Source organism: Mesorhizobium sp. M1252, from assembly GCF_040318265.1.
Taxonomy (GTDB): domain Bacteria; phylum Pseudomonadota; class Alphaproteobacteria; order Rhizobiales; family Rhizobiaceae; genus Mesorhizobium.
In genome coordinates this window covers 427,598-445,688 of record NZ_JAMYLX010000002.1, presented here as the reverse complement: position 1 = coordinate 445,688, position 18,091 = coordinate 427,598, and the positions used below count along the sequence as shown (strand labels likewise).

The 18,091-nt window shown below is 62.7% G+C and carries 17 protein-coding genes and 1 riboswitch; of the genes, 12 read left to right on the top strand and 5 right to left on the bottom strand.

Features of this window, described 5'->3' with window-relative positions:
• The first annotated feature begins 45 nt into the window (after positions 1-45).
• The 4 genes from NKH22_RS05610 (at position 46) to NKH22_RS05595 (ending at position 3,824) form a co-directional block, all read left to right on the top strand.
• Positions 46-885, top strand: coding sequence for an alkaline phosphatase family protein (locus NKH22_RS05610; RefSeq protein ID WP_023689265.1), 840 nt, complete (start codon positions 46-48; stop codon positions 883-885).
• 287 nt (positions 886-1,172) lie between these two features.
• Positions 1,173-1,739: a sigma-70 family RNA polymerase sigma factor gene (locus NKH22_RS05605; protein ID WP_023683483.1), complete on the top strand. Its 567-nt coding sequence runs from the start codon at positions 1,173-1,175 to the stop codon at positions 1,737-1,739.
• Positions 1,740-1,753: 14 nt separating this feature from the next.
• On the top strand, positions 1,754-2,422 hold the full coding sequence (locus NKH22_RS05600) for a hypothetical protein (protein WP_023690251.1): 669 nt from the start codon (positions 1,754-1,756) through the stop codon (positions 2,420-2,422).
• On the top strand, positions 2,412-3,824 hold the full coding sequence (locus tag NKH22_RS05595) for a S8 family serine peptidase (protein WP_023711314.1): 1,413 nt from the start codon (positions 2,412-2,414) through the stop codon (positions 3,822-3,824). Before NKH22_RS05600 ends, NKH22_RS05595 begins: the two co-directional genes overlap by 11 nt.
• 23 nt (positions 3,825-3,847) lie before the next feature.
• Here NKH22_RS05595 and NKH22_RS05590 read toward each other — a convergent pair whose 3' ends face one another.
• Together NKH22_RS05590 and NKH22_RS05585 are read right to left on the bottom strand one after the other, a co-directional pair.
• Positions 3,848-5,194 carry an NAD(P)/FAD-dependent oxidoreductase gene (locus tag NKH22_RS05590; protein WP_023711313.1) on the bottom strand — a complete coding sequence of 449 codons (1,347 nt, stop codon included), beginning with the start codon at positions 5,192-5,194 and terminating at the stop codon, positions 3,848-3,850.
• 166 nt (positions 5,195-5,360) lie between these two features.
• Entirely contained in the window at positions 5,361-6,383 is a 1,023-nt protein-coding gene (locus tag NKH22_RS05585; RefSeq protein WP_023684299.1) for a substrate-binding domain-containing protein, read from the bottom strand.
• Between the two features lie 363 nt (positions 6,384-6,746).
• Here NKH22_RS05585 and NKH22_RS05580 point away from each other — a divergent pair, with 363 nt between their 5' ends.
• The 5 genes from NKH22_RS05580 to NKH22_RS05560 all read left to right on the top strand — a co-directional run bounded on the left by NKH22_RS05580 (position 6,747) and on the right by NKH22_RS05560 (position 13,372).
• Complete coding sequence (locus tag NKH22_RS05580) at positions 6,747-8,102, top strand: ABC transporter substrate-binding protein (protein ID WP_023690253.1); 1,356 nt, start codon at positions 6,747-6,749, stop codon at positions 8,100-8,102.
• A 251-nt stretch (positions 8,103-8,353) separates the two neighbouring features.
• On the top strand, positions 8,354-9,367 hold the full coding sequence (locus NKH22_RS05575) for a carbohydrate ABC transporter permease (RefSeq protein WP_023668891.1): 1,014 nt from the start codon (positions 8,354-8,356) through the stop codon (positions 9,365-9,367).
• Between the two features lies 1 nt (position 9,368).
• Positions 9,369-10,523 (top strand): carbohydrate ABC transporter permease, encoded by a 1,155-nt coding sequence (locus NKH22_RS05570; protein ID WP_023668890.1) that lies wholly within the window; start codon positions 9,369-9,371, stop codon positions 10,521-10,523.
• Between the two features lie 5 nt (positions 10,524-10,528).
• Positions 10,529-12,193, top strand: a complete 1,665-nt coding sequence (gene bglA / locus NKH22_RS05565) for a beta-galactosidase BglA (RefSeq protein WP_031198273.1) — start codon at positions 10,529-10,531, stop codon at positions 12,191-12,193.
• 66 nt (positions 12,194-12,259) lie between these two features.
• Positions 12,260-13,372, top strand: a complete 1,113-nt coding sequence (locus NKH22_RS05560) for an ABC transporter ATP-binding protein (RefSeq protein WP_027049229.1) — start codon at positions 12,260-12,262, stop codon at positions 13,370-13,372.
• Between the two features lie 73 nt (positions 13,373-13,445).
• Here the strand turns inward: NKH22_RS05560 and NKH22_RS05555 are convergent, their stop codons facing one another.
• From NKH22_RS05555 to NKH22_RS05545, 3 genes are all read right to left on the bottom strand, one after another.
• On the bottom strand, positions 13,446-13,679 hold the full coding sequence (locus tag NKH22_RS05555) for a DUF680 domain-containing protein (protein ID WP_023715518.1): 234 nt from the start codon (positions 13,677-13,679) through the stop codon (positions 13,446-13,448).
• A 71-nt stretch (positions 13,680-13,750) separates the two neighbouring features.
• A complete protein-coding gene (locus NKH22_RS05550) occupies positions 13,751-13,954 on the bottom strand; it encodes a DUF680 domain-containing protein (protein WP_023668886.1) in 204 nt (67 codons plus the stop codon).
• Between the two features lie 66 nt (positions 13,955-14,020).
• Positions 14,021-14,227: a DUF680 domain-containing protein gene (locus NKH22_RS05545; protein WP_023668885.1), complete on the bottom strand. Its 207-nt coding sequence runs from the start codon at positions 14,225-14,227 to the stop codon at positions 14,021-14,023.
• Positions 14,228-14,726: 499 nt separating this feature from the next.
• A riboswitch (cobalamin riboswitch) is annotated at positions 14,727-14,928 on the top strand.
• A 117-nt stretch (positions 14,929-15,045) separates the two neighbouring features.
• Here NKH22_RS05545 and NKH22_RS05540 point away from each other — a divergent pair.
• The 3 genes from NKH22_RS05540 to NKH22_RS05530 all read left to right on the top strand — a co-directional run bounded on the left by NKH22_RS05540 (position 15,046) and on the right by NKH22_RS05530 (position 18,015).
• A complete protein-coding gene (locus tag NKH22_RS05540; protein WP_352909116.1) occupies positions 15,046-16,293 on the top strand; it encodes an aromatic ring-hydroxylating oxygenase subunit alpha in 1,248 nt (415 codons plus the stop codon).
• Positions 16,294-16,330: 37 nt separating this feature from the next.
• On the top strand, positions 16,331-17,431 hold the full coding sequence (locus NKH22_RS05535; RefSeq protein ID WP_023755571.1) for an FAD-binding oxidoreductase: 1,101 nt from the start codon (positions 16,331-16,333) through the stop codon (positions 17,429-17,431).
• 161 nt (positions 17,432-17,592) lie between these two features.
• A complete protein-coding gene (locus NKH22_RS05530; RefSeq protein WP_023696905.1) occupies positions 17,593-18,015 on the top strand; it encodes a PqqD family protein in 423 nt (140 codons plus the stop codon).
• The last annotated feature ends 76 nt before the right edge of the window (positions 18,016-18,091 follow it).

Genomic DNA, 18,091 nt, shown 5'->3' with positions numbered 1-18,091 from the left:
GTCGCGAAAACTTCCTTCAACGGCAAAAGCTTTCCGGAGCCGCCCATGGCGCTCAAGACCAAACTGCTGCTCATCATTCTCGATGGCGTGCCCTACCGGAACTGGCGCCGGCTGATGGGCAATCTCGAGGGCTGGGTGCAGTCGGGCGAGGCGCAGGTGTGGAAGATGCGCTCGGTGCTGCCGTCGACCTCGGCCTGCTGCTATGCCTCGATCCACACCGGGGTTTCGCCGCAGGAGCACGGCATCCTATCCAACGAGAACCGTTTTCTCGTCAACAAGCCGGATATTTTCTCCGAGGTCAGCAAGGCCGGCGGCAAGACCGGCGCAGTGACGCATTCCTACTGGTCCGAATTCTTCCGTTCCTATCCGTTCGATCTGGTCGAGGACATGGAGTATGACGAGTCCAACGGACCGATCGCGCATGGCCGCTTCCACACCATGACCGGCTATAATGCCCGCAACCAGATGACGCCGAGCGATGTCGACCTGTTTGCGACGCTGACCATGCTGACCCGGCGCCATGCCATCGACTACGGGATCCTGCACACCTGCACGCTCGATTCGATGGGCCATCGCTTCGGCCATGACTGCCACGAAATGGACCATGCCTGCTATGCGATGGACGGCATGCTGGCAGCCTTCCTGCCGGGCTGGCGGCAGGCCGGTTACGAGGTGATCGTAACCGCCGACCACGGCCAGACAGACCGCGGCCATCATGGCGGCCGTGACGATGAAATGCAGGATTTCGCGCTGTATTATTTCGGAGCCGGCAAAGGGCCGGATCCGGACACGCTGCTTGATCAGCTGCAACTGGCGCCGACGGTGCTGAAGCGGCTGGGTGTGCCGGTGCCGGAGACCATGAAGGCTAAGCCGTTTTTGGGGTGACGGAGGTCGTCGCTGAGCCGCCGTTCGCTACCCCCTCTCCCCGTCACTATACGGGGAGAGGGTAAGGGTGAGGGGCAGCGCTAACATCAAAATAATTACCCCAACGCCGGCGCCGCCCCTCATCCGCCTGCCGCCACCTTCTCCCCGTATAGTGACGGGGAGAAGGGAGACACTCTGGCAACACTCACCTTCTTCGGTTAGCTTCGCCAAAATTCCTTGGCGGAAGGATGAACCTTTTTGAACCTATCGGCGACAGAGCAGACAGGAGCCAGGCGGCTCGACCGGCCATGACGGCAGCGACCGAGACTGATCGCGCGCTTGTCGACCGGGTCGCGAAGGGCGACCGTGCCGCTGTTCGGCTGCTGTTCATGCGTCACCACGCGCGGGTCTACCGCTTCGTGGTGCGCCAGACGGGATCGGAAATGATGGCCGACGATATCGCAAACGAGGTCTTTCTCGAGCTGTGGCGCCAGGCGCCCGGTTTCGAAGGGCGCTCGGAAGTCTCGACATGGCTGCTCGGCATCGCCCGGTTCAAGGCGCTGTCGATGCTTCGCAAGAAAAAAGAAGACTGGATCGATGACGACGATGCGGCGCAGGTTCCCGACGGCGCCGACACGCCGGAAGTCGCCACCATGAAGGAAGACAAGGGCGCCGCTTTGCGGCGCTTCGTCGATGCCTTGCCGGAGGAACACCGCTCGGTGATCGACCTTGCCTATTACCATGGACAGTCGGTGACGGAGATTGGCGAGGTGCTCGGCATCCCGGTCGCCACCGTCAAGACCCGAATGTTCTACGCCCGCAAGAAACTCGGCGAAGCCCTCAAGGCCGCCGGTTACGACAGGGGGTGGCCATGAGCAATCCTGAAGACATGAGCGCCGCTGAAAAAATGTCGCGCCGTGACGAAATGGAAACGCTGCTGCCGTTCTACCTGAACGGCTCGCTGGAAGGCTCGGACCTCGAAGCCGTCGAGGAATGGCTGGCGTCCGATCCGGCGGCGACGGCGGCGCTTGGCGAGGCTGAGGCGGAATTCTCCGGCGCCACCGCCGCCAACGAGGCGATCCGGCCACCGGCCGATGCGCTCAGCCGCTTTGCCAGGGCGCTCGACGCCGAAGCGGGACCGGTCCGCGCTCCCGCGGGCCGTTCCTGGCTGGCGCAGGCACTCGGCCGTTTCATGGCGGTGCCGGTCGGTGTCGCCTGGGCGGCAGCGGCGGTGCTGCTGGCGTTGGTCGTGGTGCAGTCCTACGTGCAGACCGGCGGCAAGAGCCATGATTTCGAGATTGCCGGCGCCGAGGATGATCTGGCGAAACTGCCGTTCGCGCTGGTCAAGTTCAAGCCGGATGCGAAGATGTCCGACATCGCTGTCTTCCTCGACCAGAACGCGCTGAAGATCGCCGGCGGGCCGGCCGCCTCGGGCGTCTTCCGCATTGCCATCCCGGTCAAGACCGGAGCAGACTACACCAGGCTCGTCGGCCTTATTGCCGCCCAGCCGTTCGCGGAGACTGTGATCGAGGGAAGGAAACCGGTTGATGGCAGCTAGGGCGGTCATTCGATTTGCGGCGATCCTGGTGGCGGCGACGACAATCGTCGCCGTGCCGGCGTCGGCGCAGACCAATGATCCCAATGCCGGCCGGGCCGACTGCACCGACGCGGCCGGAGCGGCGGCTGCCGACTGCCCGAAAGACGGCAATGAGGCCAACGTCGGCGGCGAACCAGGCGCAGTTACCCTTCCGGCCCTGATCGTCGACCTGTTTCCCAACCCACCGGCTCCCGTAGCGCCCGTGCCGACGCCGCGGCCGTCAGCGCCGCCTGCCGACACGCAGGCCGGGCCACCCGCCGGTGGGGCGATCGTTTCGCCGACCGATCTTGTCGCGACCGCGCCGCGGCGTGCCATCGCCGGCGAGTTCGTGCCCGACGAGGTGCTGGTGACCGTCGACGGCGATGCCGGCGCCGTCCAGCAGATCGCCGCCTCCTTCGGCCTTGAAGTGCGCTCGCAGCGCCAGTCGCGGCTGCTCGGCACCACACTGGTGCGCTTCGGCATTCCCGACGGCCGCCCGGTCGGCGCCGTGCTGGCGCAGCTGGCCGCCGATGGCCGCACCCTGCGGCGCGAGCCAAACCATATCTACTCGCTGCAGCAGGCGGCCGGCATCGTCAACTATGCCTTCGAGCGCATTCAGCTCGACAACAAGCAAGCCAGTGGCGAAAACGTGCGCATCGCCGTCATCGACACCGGCATAGACGACACCAATCCGGCGCTGTCCGGCGTCATTGCCGACCAGTTCGACGCCATGCCCAACGTGCCGGTCGAAAAGCGTGATCACGGTACCTCGGTCGACGGGCTGATCGCCGGCGTCGGCGCGCTCGAAGGCATGGCGCCCGGCGCCAGGATCTATCACGCCCGCGCCTTCGAGGACGGCAGGTCGACCATGGATGTCATCCTGTCGGCGCTCGACTGGGCGGCGGACCAGAATGTCAGCATCATCAATATGAGTTTCGTCGGCCCCAAGAACGATCTGCTCGCCACCGCCTGCCGCAATGCGCGCGGGCTCGGCATCATCCTGGTCGCTGCTGCCGGCAACAACGGGCCGAAAGCGCCCTATGGCTACCCCGCCGCCTATGACGGCGTGATCGCGGTCACCGCCACCGACGCCAAGGACGGGCTGATGCAGCAGGCCAATCGCGGCGCTTATGTCTTCATCTCGGCGCCCGGCGTCGAGATGGTGGCGCCGAGCGGCGCCGGCTCTGACGTCGTCACCGGCACCTCATTTGCCGCCGCGATCGTGTCCGGCGCAATCGCCAACCTGATCCACGCCTCACCCGAGCGCTCGGCCGACGATATCGAAAAGGCGCTGGCCGCCACCGCCAGGGATCTCGGTCCGAAGGGACGGGACAATGATTTCGGTTATGGGCTGCTGGATACGAAGGCGGCGGCGAACAAGTAAACCGGAATTTCGCGCCACCCAATTCAGAGCGCCGGACCCAGCCGGACAGGGCTGCCATCATGGAAGCGCGACAGCCGGAAGCGGCTGAGGTCGTGCCCGGTCTGGTTTCCCTGGATCATGTCGGCAACGACCCGGCCTATGCCAGGCCCGATACCGAAGCCGTGACCGCTCATTCCCGTCGCGACGAAAAGACCGCCGACGGCCTGCACATGATCCACGATGGGGACGACGTCCGGCATGGCGTCGATCATGCCGCCCCAGCCTGCCTTCAGGCGAACCCTCTCGAACTGCGGAAAGAGGTGCTTGAACTTGCGTTCTATCGAACGCAGACGGGCCGGTTCAGGGGCCGGGTCGAGCACCCGCATTCTCTCGAAAGGGCTGTGCGAATCCGGCGCCCAATCGCGCGGCGTCGACCAGGCATCGGGGTAACCTGACGGCGCGAACGGAAAGTAGCGTGTCCCCAGCGGATTGTCCCTCAGCGCAGGAAGATATTTGGTGGCGTGCCGGAAGGCGTCAGGTCCCAGGTAATGCAGATGGCTGCCGCCCGCGGCGAGCGTATACCCGCCATCCTGCCGGCGCCTGAAAGCGATGTGTTCGTCAGTCGCCGCCCCTGCATAGATTTCAGCCAAGGGGTCCGTTGCGGCTGCGGTTACCCTGACGCTGAGCTGGGGGATGGAGACGCCGTGTCTTCTCAGGAACAAGGATGACCAGGCACCTCCCGCGACCAGCACGCTGGAGGCCTCGATATACCCCGTCTCGGTCCACACGCCCTTGACCTTGCCGCCTGAGATTTCGAGGGTTCGCGCTGCGCAATTCTCGACGATTTTGACGCCTTTTCGCACGGCGAGCCGGGCAAGTGCGGGCACCGCCAGCCAAGGCTCCGCCCGCATGTCGGAGGGCGTCGTCATCGCGCCCTTGAATTTGCGCGACATGCCTTTGATGAGTGCCGCGGTTTCGTCTGCATCCAGGAGACGGGTGTCGAGCGCATGCGTCGCAGCGATCTTCATGAATGCTTCGAAGCCGGCCATGTCCTTGTCGGTCTTCGCCAGGTAGGTCACACCTGTCTGGGTCAGGCCGATGTCCTCGCCGCATTCCTCAGCCAGTTGCCGCCACAGGCGAATAGCCTCTATGACGATGGGCAACTCGTCGGCGTCGCGTCCCTGCTTCCGGATCCAGCCCCAATTGCGGGACGACTGTTCGGCCGCAATGCGTCCTTTTTCCAGCAGCGTCACCGGGATGTTCCGCTGTGCCAGGAAAAGCGCCGTCGTCACACCGATGATGCCGCCACCGACAATGACCACCTCCGACGTTTTCGGCGGTGGGCCAGGATGCCGGATTGGATCCGTTTCGGAGAACGGGAATATGGGCAAGTGGCGCACCCTGAGGACTGGTTGATGGCTCTGGCTTACTGGTTGCCACCCACTCGAAGCCAAATCAAGGACAGGTCCAGGCAGACCGTTGTCCCAACGAAGTCAATCTATCTGCGGGCAACATCCACATGGGTGAACTTGCCCAGCGGAGCAATTGGATTAATCCCTAAACCGGCGCGCCGGCGACCGAGCCTCTCACCACCAGGTCGACAGGCCAGACCTCGCCTCGCGCCCCTTCTTCCAAGCCGGAAATGCGCGCTGCCAGGCGTTCGGCGATGCGGGCGCCGGCGAGGCGGATCGACGAGCGCGTCGTCGACAGCGGCACGGAAAAATTCTCCGGCTTCAGCCATGGAAAGACGTCGTCATGGGCAATCAACGACAGGTCGCCGGGAATGGTCAGGCCAAGGTCGCGCACCGCGCGCACGACGCCGAGCGACATGATCAGGCTGGAGCAGGCGATCGCCGTCGGCCGCTCGCTCTGTTCGAGCAGGCGCCTGGCGGCGCGGTAGCCGTTCTCCTCGGTCATGGTGAGTGAACAGACATGGCGCTCGCCGAGCGTCAGGCCGCTCGCGGCCAGCGCCCTGCGCATGCCGCGCTCGCGGTGGATGGCGAAGGTCTCGCGGTCGTCGCCATTGATCAGCGCCAGCCGGCGGTGGCCGAGCTGAACCAGCAGCCGGGCGGCGTCGTGGAAGCCGCCCTCATTGTCGATGTCGGTGAAGGGGTAGTCGAAATCGAAGCCTTCGCTGCGGCCATGGACGATGAAGGGAATGCCGAGCGTGTTGACCAGCGCCACCCGCCGGTCGGCCGGGCGCGGCGAGGAGATGTAGACGGCGTCGACCTGGCGGTTGGCGACGATGCGGCGATAGGTGGTTTCCTGGTCGTCGGCATCGGCCGGCGACAGCACCAGGTCGAGCTCGTGCGAGCGGGCATAGTCGCCGAGACCCGACAGGAACTCGACGAAATGCGGGTCGATGTCGACGGAGGCGCCCGTCGGCAGGACATAGCCGATCATGCCGGTCTTGCCGGTCGCCAGCCGGCGCGCGCTCGGGTTGGGCCGGTAGCCGTGGCGCTTGGCGGCATCCACCACGCGCCGGCGGGTTTCCTCGTTGACCTCCGGATAGCCGTTGAGCGCACGGCTTACCGTTGTCTGCGACAGGGCCAGCATATGAGAGAGCTGCTTCAGGTTCACTGGGAGGCCTCCAAGCCTCAAAGCGCTTTTAATTTTTAAGCCACGCGGACCACAATGGGCGCGGCCGAGCTGGTCGACCATACGCACTGGTCCGGCCAGTTTGAAGCTTAATACGCTGCTGCACCGCCGTAAAACTGTGCTGCAGTGCACTTCACCAAGTCTTGCGGCCCGAAATTAAATCGATTAGCCCACCGCCCTCTTGACTTCCAGCCGATTCAATGGCGAGATCAAAACGGCCAAAGCGCTTTGGAAGACTCTTCGAAAGGTTGCGGTTCCTTTCTGAACGAGTCACAGTCCTGCAGCGTCGGCGGGCGGAATGGAGGTTCCGTCCGGGTGTATGTGTCCACACTGGGAGGAATACCGATGAAGAAGATGCTTCTGCTTGGCGCAGCGTTTGCCACGCTCGCCTTGTCCCTGCCGGCGCAAGCCGAACTGAAGTTCAAGCCCGGGGAAGACAAGCGCTTCAACTGGGCCAATTACGAAGAGCTGAAGAAGGTCGATCTCAAGGGCGAGACGCTGACCATCTTCGGGCCCTGGCGCGGCGAGGACGAAGGCCTCATCCGCACTGTTCTCGAATATTTTCAGGAAGCCACCGGCGCCGAGATCAAATACTCCTCGTCGGAAAATTACGAACAGCAGATCGTCATCGATACCCAGGCCGGCAGCCCGCCCAATATCGCCGTACTGCCGCAGCCGGGCCTGATCCAGGATCTGGCGTCCAAGGGCCTTTTGACGCCGCTGGGCGACGACACCGCCAAATGGATCAAGGACAATTACGGCGCCGGCCAGTCATGGGTCGATCTCGGCACCTTCAAGGACAAGGACGGCAAGCCGGGCTTCTTCGCCTTCCCCTACAAGGCCGACGTGAAATCGCTGGTCTGGTATTCGCCCGACAATTTCGAGGAAGCCGGCTACAAGGTTCCCAAGACCCAGGAAGAGCTCGCCGACCTCGAGAAGAAGATCATCGCCGACGGCGGCACGCCGTGGTGCATCGGCCTCGGCTCAGGCGGCGCTACCGGCTGGCCGGCGACCGACTGGGTCGAAGACATCATGCTGCGCACCCAGACGCCCGACGTGTATGACAAGTGGGTAAAGAACGAGATCCCGTTCAACGATCCGGCGGTGGTCAACGCCATCGACATTTTCGGCAAGATCGCGACCGACGACAAGATGGTCGACGGTGGGGCCAAGGCGGTTGCCGCGACCGACTTCCGCGACAGCCCGAAGGGCCTCTTCTCGGTGCCGCCGAAATGCTACCTGCACCATCAGGCATCGTTCATCCCGACCTTCTTCCCGGAAGGCACAAAGGTTGGACAGGACGCCGACTTCTTCTACTTCCCGCCCTATGCATCCAAGCCCGAGCTGGGCACGCCTGTGCTCGGCGCCGGCACGCTGGCCATGATCACCAAGGATTCGAAGGGTGCACGCGCGTTCATCGAATTCCTGAAAATGCCGCTGGCACATGAAATCTGGATGGCCCAGGGCGGCTTCGTCACGCCGCTCAAGTCGGTCAACAAGGATGCCTATGCCAGCGACGCGCTGAAGAAGCAGGGCGATATCCTCGCCAATGCCTCGACCTTCCGCTTCGACGGTTCGGACCTGATGCCGGGCAAGATCGGCGCCGGCGCCTTCTGGACCGGCATGATCGATCTGGTCGGCGGCAAGTCGGCGCAGGATGTCGCCACCGACATCCAGAAGAGCTGGGACGCTATCAAGTAGTCAGCTGGCAAGCAGTCAGCTGGCAAGCAGTCAGCTGGCAAGTAACCACTGCCAAGTAATCAGCCGCTTTTGGCGGCAAATTCAGGACTTCCTCCACAGACTGGATCCGGGCCGCTATGGCCCGGATCCGACCGGCGCCTTACGCCGGACCGATTTGCGTTCGTTCGTTTCAGAATAACTTAAATCGGCGCAGAGCCACATCGCCAGGGCTGTTCAAGGCCCGGCCGATCATGCGCAGGGAAGAGGGACCCATGGCTGCTCAGATCTTATCGGCCATTTTTGTCATCATCATCGGCGTCGGCGGCTGCGTCGCCTATTTCTGGGGCGCCAACAAGCTGGTCGACCTGATATTCCCGTCGCGCGGCGTGGCCGGGGCTGCGGCCATCGACAATCTGCGCCGGCAAGGACTGGTCCGTCCGTGGCTGTTCGTCGGCCCGGCGATGATCATCCTCACCGTCTACCTGATCTATCCGGTGGTGGCGACGCTCTGGCTGTCCTTCCTCGACCGCGGCGGCCAGCATTTTGTCGGCTTCGCCAACTATGAATGGGCGTTCGGCGACCGCGAGTTCCGCAACTCGATCCTGAATAACATCATCTGGCTGGCGGTGGTGCCCGCCGCCTGCACCTTTCTAGGGTTGATAATCGCCGTGCTCACGGACAAGATCTGGTGGGGCACGATCGCCAAGAGCCTGATCTTCCTGCCGCTGGCGATCTCCTTCGTCGGCGCCAGCGTGATCTGGAAATTCATCTACGAATATCGCGGCGAGGGCCAGACGCAGATCGGCCTGCTCAACGCCATCATCCAGTATTTCGGCGGCCAGCCGCAGGTCTGGATATCGCTGCCGTTCTGGAACAATTTCTTCCTGATGATCATCCTGATCTGGATCCAGACCGGCTTTGCCATGGTCATCCTGTCTTCGGCGTTGCGCGGCATCCCCGAAGAGACGCTTGAAGCCGCGGTCATCGACGGCGCCAATCCGTTCCAGATCTTCTGGAAGATCATGGTGCCGCAGATCTGGGGCACCATCGCCGTGGTCTGGACGACGATCACCATCCTGGTGCTGAAAGTGTTCGACATCGTGCTGACCATGACCAACGGCCAATGGAACAGCCAGGTGCTGGCCAATCTGATGTTCGATTGGATGTTCCGCGGCGGCGGCGATTTCGGCCGCGGCGCCACCATCGCCATCATCATCATGATCGCGGTCATCCCGATCATGGTCTGGAACATCCGCCAGGCGAACAAAGAGACGGGAGGACATTGAGATGGCCGTCGCGACCGGAAAGTCCTTTGCCAGCCGCTTCGGCGTCCACATCGCCGTGCTTGTCTTCGTCGCCGTCTGGACCGTGCCGACGCTCGGCATCCTGGTCTCGTCGCTGCGCGACAAGGACCAGATCATCGCCTCGGGCTGGTGGAACTCGTTCTCCAGCTCCAGCCAGACTGAAGCCGGCCGCCTGCCGCCGGCCTCGGCGCAGGTCGAGAAGGACGGCAAGTTCGTGCTTGCCGGCAATATCTTCGGCGACGGTGCTGCGCGCAACATCAGCGCCTTCGGCGTCAAGTCGGCGGCACCGACGCAATATCCGGCCGGCACCACTGCCGATCTCGGCGACGGCGTGACCTTGCAGCTCAATGCCGACGGAACGTTCGTCATGAGTTCGCCCAAGGCTTTCGAAGGCGACCGTGGCCAGCGCGTCTATTACGCCTCGTCGGCGCCACCGAAATTCACCACCGACAATTACAAGACCGTGCTGTTTTCGGAGGGCATCGGCCGCTCGTTCATAAACTCGCTGACCGTCACCATCCCGGCGACGGTCATCCCGATCCTGATCGCCGCCTTCGCCGCCTATGCATTGGCGTGGATGCGTTTTCCCGGCCGCGCCTTGCTGATCGCCACAATCATCGGCCTGCTGGTCGTGCCGCTGCAGATGTCCTTGATCCCGCTTTTGAAGATCTACAACGGCGTCGGCATCTTCTTCGGTGTGCCGTCGAAAACCTATCTCGGCATCTGGCTGGCGCATACCGGCTTCGGCCTGCCCTTCGCCATCTATCTCCTGCGCAGCTATATTGCCGGCCTGCCGCGCGAGATCATGGAATCGGCGCGCATAGATGGCGCCAGCGATTTCGAAATCTTCGTCAAGATCGTGCTGCCGCTGTCCTTCCCGGTGCTGGCGTCCTTTGCAATCTTCCAGTTCCTGTGGGTGTGGAACGATTTGTTGGTGGCAATGGTTTTCCTCGGTACCGAAGGGGACCAGATCGTGCTGACCGCGAAGCTCAACGCGCTGCTCGGCTCGCGCGGCGGCGACTGGGAAATCCTGACGACATCGGCCTTCGTCACCATTATCGTGCCGCTGATCGTGTTCTTCTCGCTGCAGCGCTATTTCGTCCGCGGGCTGCTGGCCGGCTCGGTCAAAGGAGGTTGAGACTTATGCAAGCCGCTTTGAAGGCGACCTCGAAGCCCGATCTCGCCGTCGATCGCGACTGGTGGCGGGGCGCGGTGATCTACCAGATCTATCCGCGCTCCTATCAGGACTCCAATGGCGACGGCATCGGCGACCTCAAGGGCATCATCCGCAGGCTGCCCTACATCGCCTCGCTCGGCGTCGACGCCATCTGGATTTCGCCCTTCTTCAAGTCGCCGATGAAGGATTTCGGCTACGACGTCTCGGACTATTGCGACGTCGACCCGATGTTCGGGACGCTCGCCGATTTCGACGCGCTGGTTGCGGAAGCCCATCACCTCGGCCTCAAGGTGATGATCGACGAGGTGCTGTCGCACACCGCCGACAACCATCCATGGTTCAAGGAGAGCCGCGCCAGCCGTAGCAATCCCAAGGCCGACTGGTATGTCTGGGCCGACGCCAGGCCGGACGGCACGCCGCCCAACAACTGGCTGTCGATCTTCGGCGGCTCGGCCTGGCAGTGGGACACCAGCCGCCAGCAATATTATCTGCATAATTTCCTGTCCGAGCAGCCGGACCTCAACTTCCACAATCTGGAAGTCCAGGACGCGCTGCTCGACGTCACCCGCTTCTGGCTGGAGCGCGGCGTCGACGGCTTCCGCCTCGACACCATCAATTTCTACTTCCACAGCCAGGGGCTGGAGAACAATCCGCCGCTGCCGCCCGAAGAGCGCAACGACCAGACAGCACCTGCGGTCAATCCCTACAACTACCAGGACCATATCTACGACAAGAGCCGGCCGGAAAACCTTGCCTTCCTCGAACGGTTCCGGGCGCTGCTCGACGAATATCCGGCGGCCGCCGCGGTCGGCGAAGTCGGCGATTCGCAGCGTGGGCTGGAAGTGGTCGCCGCCTACACCGCCGGCGGCAAACGCGTCCACATGTGCTATTCCTTCGATTTCCTGGCGCCGGAAAAGATCAGCGCCGCCAAGGTGCGCCAGGTGCTGGAAGCCTTCGGCAAGGTCGCCAGCGACGGCTGGTCGTGCTGGGCCTTTTCCAACCACGACGTGATGCGTCCGGCCTCGCGCTGGGCCGCCGACGAGGCCGACCCGGCCGCCTATCTGAAGGTTATCTCGGCGCTGCTGATGTCGCTGCGCGGTTCGGTCTGCCTCTATCAGGGAGAGGAGCTTGGGCTGGGCGAAGCCGAGTTGCAGTTCGAGGATCTGCAGGACCCCTACGGCATTCGCTTCTGGCCCGAATTCAAGGGCCGCGACGGCTGCCGCACGCCGATGGTGTGGGATGCAACCGCCAGCAATGCCGGCTTTTCGACGGCCAAGCCCTGGCTGCCGGTGCCGGGCAAGCACTTGTCGCAAGCGGTCAATGTTCAGCAGGGCGACGCGGCCTCGCTGCTCGAGCACTACCGGCGCTTTCTCGGTTTCCGCCGCCAGCATCCGGCCTTGGCCAAAGGCGACATCGAGTTCATCGAAAGCGAGGGCGACACCGTCGCCTTCACCCGCCGTGAGGGCAATGAGCAGATCGTCTGCGTCTTCAATCTGGCCAGCAAGCCGGCCGAGGTCGATCTCGGTGGTCAGGCGCTGCTGCCATTGGCCGGGCACGGTTTTTCGGGACAATCCGGCACAGGTTCCATCCGCCTCGGCGGCTACGGCGCCTGGTTCGGGCGCATCGACTGAGTTTTTGACGAAACTGGATTTTTTGAGGAAATCCAGGTTCTCTAGGGAAATCACTGGGAGGAAATTATGGCCGATGTCACGCTGAGACAGGTGAAGAAATCATACGGCAATCTGCACATTCTCCACGGCATCGACCTCGACATAAAGTCGGGCGAGTTCATCGTCTTCGTCGGCCCGTCGGGTTGCGGCAAGTCGACCTTGCTGCGGTCCATCGCCGGGCTTGAGGAGATCACCTCCGGCGAGCTGAAGATCGCCGGCGAGGTGGTGAACGACGTGCCGCCTTCCAAGCGCGGCATTGCCATGGTGTTCCAGTCCTATGCGCTCTATCCGCACATGACCGTCTACGACAACATGGCCTTCTCGATGAAGATCGGCAAGGAAAGCAAGGCCGAGATCGACAAGCGGGTGCGGCAGGCAGCGGAGATCCTGCAGCTGACCAAATATCTCGACCGTCTGCCCAAGGCCATGTCGGGCGGCCAGCGCCAGCGCGTCGCCATCGGCCGGGCCATCGTGCGCAACCCTAAAGTGTTCCTGTTCGACGAGCCGCTGTCGAACCTCGACGCGGCGCTGCGCGTCGCCACCCGCATCGAGATCGCCAAGCTCAAGGAATCGATGCCTGCCACGACCATGATCTACGTCACCCACGATCAGGTCGAAGCGATGACGCTGGCCGACCGCATCGTGGTGCTGAAGGACGGCCATATCGAGCAGGTCGGCACGCCGATGGATCTCTACAAGAAGCCCGGCAATCTGTTCGTTGCCCAGTTCATCGGCTCGCCGGCCATGAACATCCTGCCGGCGACGATCGACAGAACGGGCAACCCGACAATCGTCAGCCATGTCGGCGGCCGCAAGGCAACGGTGCCGATCGCAACGCCTGCGTCAGCCAAGGGTGCGGCAGTCAGCTTCGGCGTGCGGCCGGAGGATCTGTTGGCCGCCACCGGCGCGGAATATCTTTTCGAGGGCGTGGTGGACTATGTCGAGCAACTCGGCGAGGTGCAGCTTGTCTATGTCGATATCGGCCGCGCCGACCTGCCGTTGGTGACCAAGCTGCCCGGCAATGTCGAGGTCAAGCGCGGGGAAAAGCTGCGGCTGACCGCGGATGCCGGGGACCTGCACATCTTCGACGCCGATGGGCACTCCTTCTCGCTCAAGCCGGTGGAAGTGAAGGCGGCTTGAGATAGCTGCGTCGTACAGGCATGAAAAAAGAGCGGCGGGCCAGGCCCGCCGCTCTTTTTTTATGCTTCGGCTGTTAGTTGTTGCCGAACCGATCCCTGTCGCTGCTCTGAGGAACGAACTTCTGTTGGTCGTTCGACGAGTTCAGCAGCTTGTAGACCGCCGAGTTGGTGCCGGTCGACGAAGTGCGGGTGGTGTCGACGGCAGCGGCCGGCTGGTTGGCGCCATTGGAGCCATAATTGTCGCTGCCGGCAAAGGCAGCGCTCGAAACAGCCAGAACGGCTGCGGTGGCAAGAACGATCTTCTTCATTTTAGTCTCCTGAATTTTTCTGATGCCGCCAGCTGCAGCGGATAAGCCCGCCACGTGCTGGAAACCGGCTTTTAGCGGCCGAAAAGGTTACGGTCGGCACCGTGGGCAGGCGCCTGCTCGGCTGGAGCCGACTTCTCAACCGAAGCCGTATGGCCACTATCGGTCGACGTAATCGCAGGCTGGTTGGCGCCGTTCGAACCGTAGTTGTCGCTGCCGGCGAAAGCGCTGCCGGAGATGGCCAAAACGGCGGCGGCAGCAAGGATGATCTTTTTCATTTCAAATACTCCTGAATTTTTTTTGATCCCGAGAGCGACGGGTCAGCCGCCCTTCTTTGGTCGGGATCAGCGATTGCCGTAGAGGTCGCGGTCGGCGCCCTGAACGACAGGCTGCTTGTCAGCGTGCGCCGGCTTCTGAATGGAAGCCGTATACGAGCTGTCGACCGAGACGGCTGGCTGGTTCGCACCATTGGAACCGTAATTGTCGCTACCGGCGAAGGCGCTGCCGGTGATCGCCAAAACGGCTGCGGCAGTGAGGATGATCTTTTTCATTTTTAGTACTCCAGTTTGTCTGTCCGTCTAGCGGCGTGTCTTGGGAGGGAATTCGCGTCGTTCGGAGAGCCCCGATGTGGGAAAGCCATAGGCTGGTTTCCAATCACGAAGTTGTTCCGTGTGGACCACGGTCCTGCACCTTGAAATTGTGCCAGGAAGTTCCTCTATGGTCATTTACCGCATTGTTTTCAGTTGCTTATGTCGAACCGAGTGGTTCGCTCCGGTGTCGGTTTCCGGGCCGTCGTTCACACCGTCCTGCACGCATTGTCAACAGAAACGAACCGTTCGGTTCGATTAGAGATTGCTAATAGTAACTTTTCGATACCGTTGAGCCCTTTTTGCCCCCGATCGAACTGGATTCGCAGCGATTCGAACGGCGATGATGGCGTCGCAAGAAACGTCTCAGCTCTTTGACCGGCGGCGGGGGGCGTATGCCGCGCGTGTCGCGCCGCATGGATACGATGTCGCTTTCATGCCGACGTCGCGATCGCTGCCGTGATTAGATGATCGCATCTCAGGTGCCGCTTCGTGACGACGCAGCGGAGAATTGGGAAGCCGGTCAGAATCCGGCGCTGCCCCCGCAACGGTGGTGGAGTTCAAGTCGCAACGGGAGACCACTGGGCAAGAGCCTGGGAAGGTGTCGCGATGGTCCGCATGGACAACTCCAGAGCCCGGAAACCAGCCCGAGATGCCTAGACTCGACTGATCGCGGTGGGCGGTCAAGAGGTGGATAGTGCATGTCCGGAGCCGCGCCGGCCTGCGTCCGATCCTTCCTCCATCACCACCAAGTTCAGTCCTTAAACCACGAGGACAGAACTATGGATACGCGCAACGACATGCTGAGGCTCCTGAACGGCCGCAAGCAAGGCTTTTCGCTGGAACAGCCCTTCTACACCGACCCGGACTATTTCAAGCTCGACATGGAGCTCATCTGGTATCGCGACTGGCTGTTCATCGGCCATGATTGCGAACTGCCGAAGCCCGGCAGCTATATCACCGTGCAGATCGGCGATTATCCGGTGGTGCTGGTCCGCGACCAGAAGGGCAACATCAACGCCTTTCACAATTCCTGCCGCCATCGCGGCAGCCGTGTCTGCAACACTGAGAAGGGCATGGCGGCAAAGCTTGTCTGCCCCTATCACCAGTGGACCTACGAGCTTGACGGCCGGCTGCTGTTTGCCCGCCAGATGGCCGACGGTTTCGACAAGAGCCAGTTCGGCCTGAAGCCCGTCGCCTGCGAGAGCGTCGGCGGCTACATCTTCATCTGCCTGGCAAAAGAACCTGCCGACTTTGCGCCGATGCGCGCCATGATGGAGCCCTACCTCAAGCCGCACCGGCTGAATGAAGCCAAGGTCGCCTTCGAGAGCACCATCATCGAGAAGGGCAACTGGAAGCTGGTCTGGGAAAACAACCGCGAATGCTATCACTGCGCCGGCAATCATCCGGAGCTGTGCAAGACATTCCCCGAAGCGCCGACGGTGACCGGCGTGCAGGGCGCCGACAGCGATCCGGAGATGCTGGCGCACTGGGCGAAATGCGAGGCGGCGGGCCTGCCGAGCAAGTTCCGCATCGATCCGGCCGGGCAATACCGCGCCACCCGCGCGCCGCTGCTGCGCGATGCCGTCAGCTACACGATGTCGGGAAAGCGCGCGGTGACGAAGAACCTGTCCGACACTGTTGCCGCCGACCGCATCGGCACCTTGATGCACTACCACTATCCGACGACCTGGAACCACATCCTGATCGACCATGCGGTCACCTTCCGGGTGCTGCCGATCAGCGCCACGCAAACCGCGGTGACGACCAAGTGGCTGGTGCACAAGGATGCGGTCGAGGGCGTCGACTACAACCTTGAAGAGCTCACCCACGTCTGGACCGAGACCAACGACCAGGACCGCCGCATCGTCGAGGAAAACGCCTTCGGCATCCTGTCGCCGGCCTATGAGCCCGGCCCCTATTCGGAGCTGCATGAGGGCGGCGTGATCCAGTTCGTCGAATGGTACGCGGCCTTCATCGGCCCGCGCCTTGCCGAAGGCGGCCGGCCGGCGCTGCGCAACGTCGCGTGAGCTGGAGCAGGCGAGGAAGGACCGGAGGATGAATGCGATGACGGATCTTGGGCTCTATCGCCATCTTGACCAGATGGCGCCGTGGAACGATAGGCTGCAGGTGCTGGAAGTGATCGGCGTCAGCGACGAGGCGCCTGACGTCAAGACCTTCACCTTCCGCTCCGACAACCAGACCTGGTTCCGCTACAAGCCGGGCCAGTTCCTGACGCTGGAACTGCCGACACCGGACGGGCCGCTGATGCGCACCTATACGCTGTCGTCGTCACCATCGCGGCCGTTTTCGATCGCGGTGACGGTCAAGGCGCAGGCCGGCAGCATCGGCACGCGCTGGATGTTCGACCATCTGGTGCCTGGTTCGCATGTCAAGGCCTATGGACCGGCCGGCGACTTCTCGTTGCACAGCCACCCGGCGGCCAAATACCTGTTCATTTCCGCCGGCTCCGGCGTGACGCCGATGATGTCGATGCTGCGCTGGCTGAACGACTGCGCGCCATGGACCGATGTCGGTTTCGTCAACTGCGCGCGGCGTGCCGAAGAGATCATCTTCCGCAAGGAACTCGAACTGCTCGGCGGCCATATGCCCGGCCTGTCGCTCGGCTTCATGATCGAGGAACGTTCCAGCCGCGAGGGCTGGTACGGTCATATGGGGCGCATCGACGCGATCCGGCTGCCCTTGCTGGCTCCGGATTTCCGCGAGCGCGAAATCTTCTGCTGCGGCCCCGATCCGTTCATGCGCGCCGTGCGCGGCATGCTGGATGCCGCCGGCTTCGACATGACGAAATACCATCAGGAGAGCTTTGCCGCGCCTGTGATGGAGGAAATTCCGGCGCCGTTTGCCTCCCCGGTCGAGGACGGCATCGCTGCACCTGTCGAAGCCGTGACGCCGATCCGCTTCTCGCTTTCGGAGGTTGATGCCGGCTGCGTCGCCGGCCAGACCGTGCTGCAGACCGCGCGCAGCTCGGGCGTGCGGATTCCCGCCGCCTGCGAGTTCGGCCTGTGCGGCACCTGCAAGGTGAAGAAGGTCTCCGGCGAAGTCGAGATGAGCCACAATGGCGGCATCCTCGACCACGAGATCGATGACGGTTTCATCCTTGCCTGCTGCTCGAAACCGTTGTCGGCGCTCGAAATCGAGGCTTGAGCCGGTCGACTTCGCCGCAACGGTCGCCGACGCAGGCGTTGTGTTCGCGGGTCTTTGTCTTGCCAAGCATAGGCCGAGTGATTTAGACGCACTTAGGAAGGGCTGGGCAGACCGTGAAGCCGGCGCATCCCTTCAGGGCGCATGGGACGGGGGACACAGCGATGCAACAGCGGGTCTACGCGGTCGCAAGCAAGGACATCGTTTTCGAATCATTCGATGGCGAAGCCGTCGTTCTCGATCTTTCGAACGGTAAGTATTTCGGCTTTTCCGATTCCGGCAGCCGGGTCTGGCAGGCTTTGTCGTCCGGCGTCGCCACTGAAGCGCTGGTCGGAGCTGCCGCGGGCGCCGCAAAAATAAGCCTGGCCGACCTCGAAAGCTTCGTTGCCCGACTGCTCGATTTCGGGTTGCTTGCGCCAGCCGAAACACCGGCACAACCGCTTTCGGGCGAGCTGTCGTCTGCGCTTGCTGCCAGCAATGAGCCGCTCAAGGTCGATGTCCATGACGACCTTGCCGATCTCATCATTGTCGACCCGATCCATGAGGTCGAGGAACCTCTCGGCTGGCCGGCGGTGAAACAGGCATAATCGTTTCCCTAAAGCGCGTCGCGTTTGAACGGACTCAGGCGACGCGGTTTAGATCTTTGATTTTATGCATGTCGTC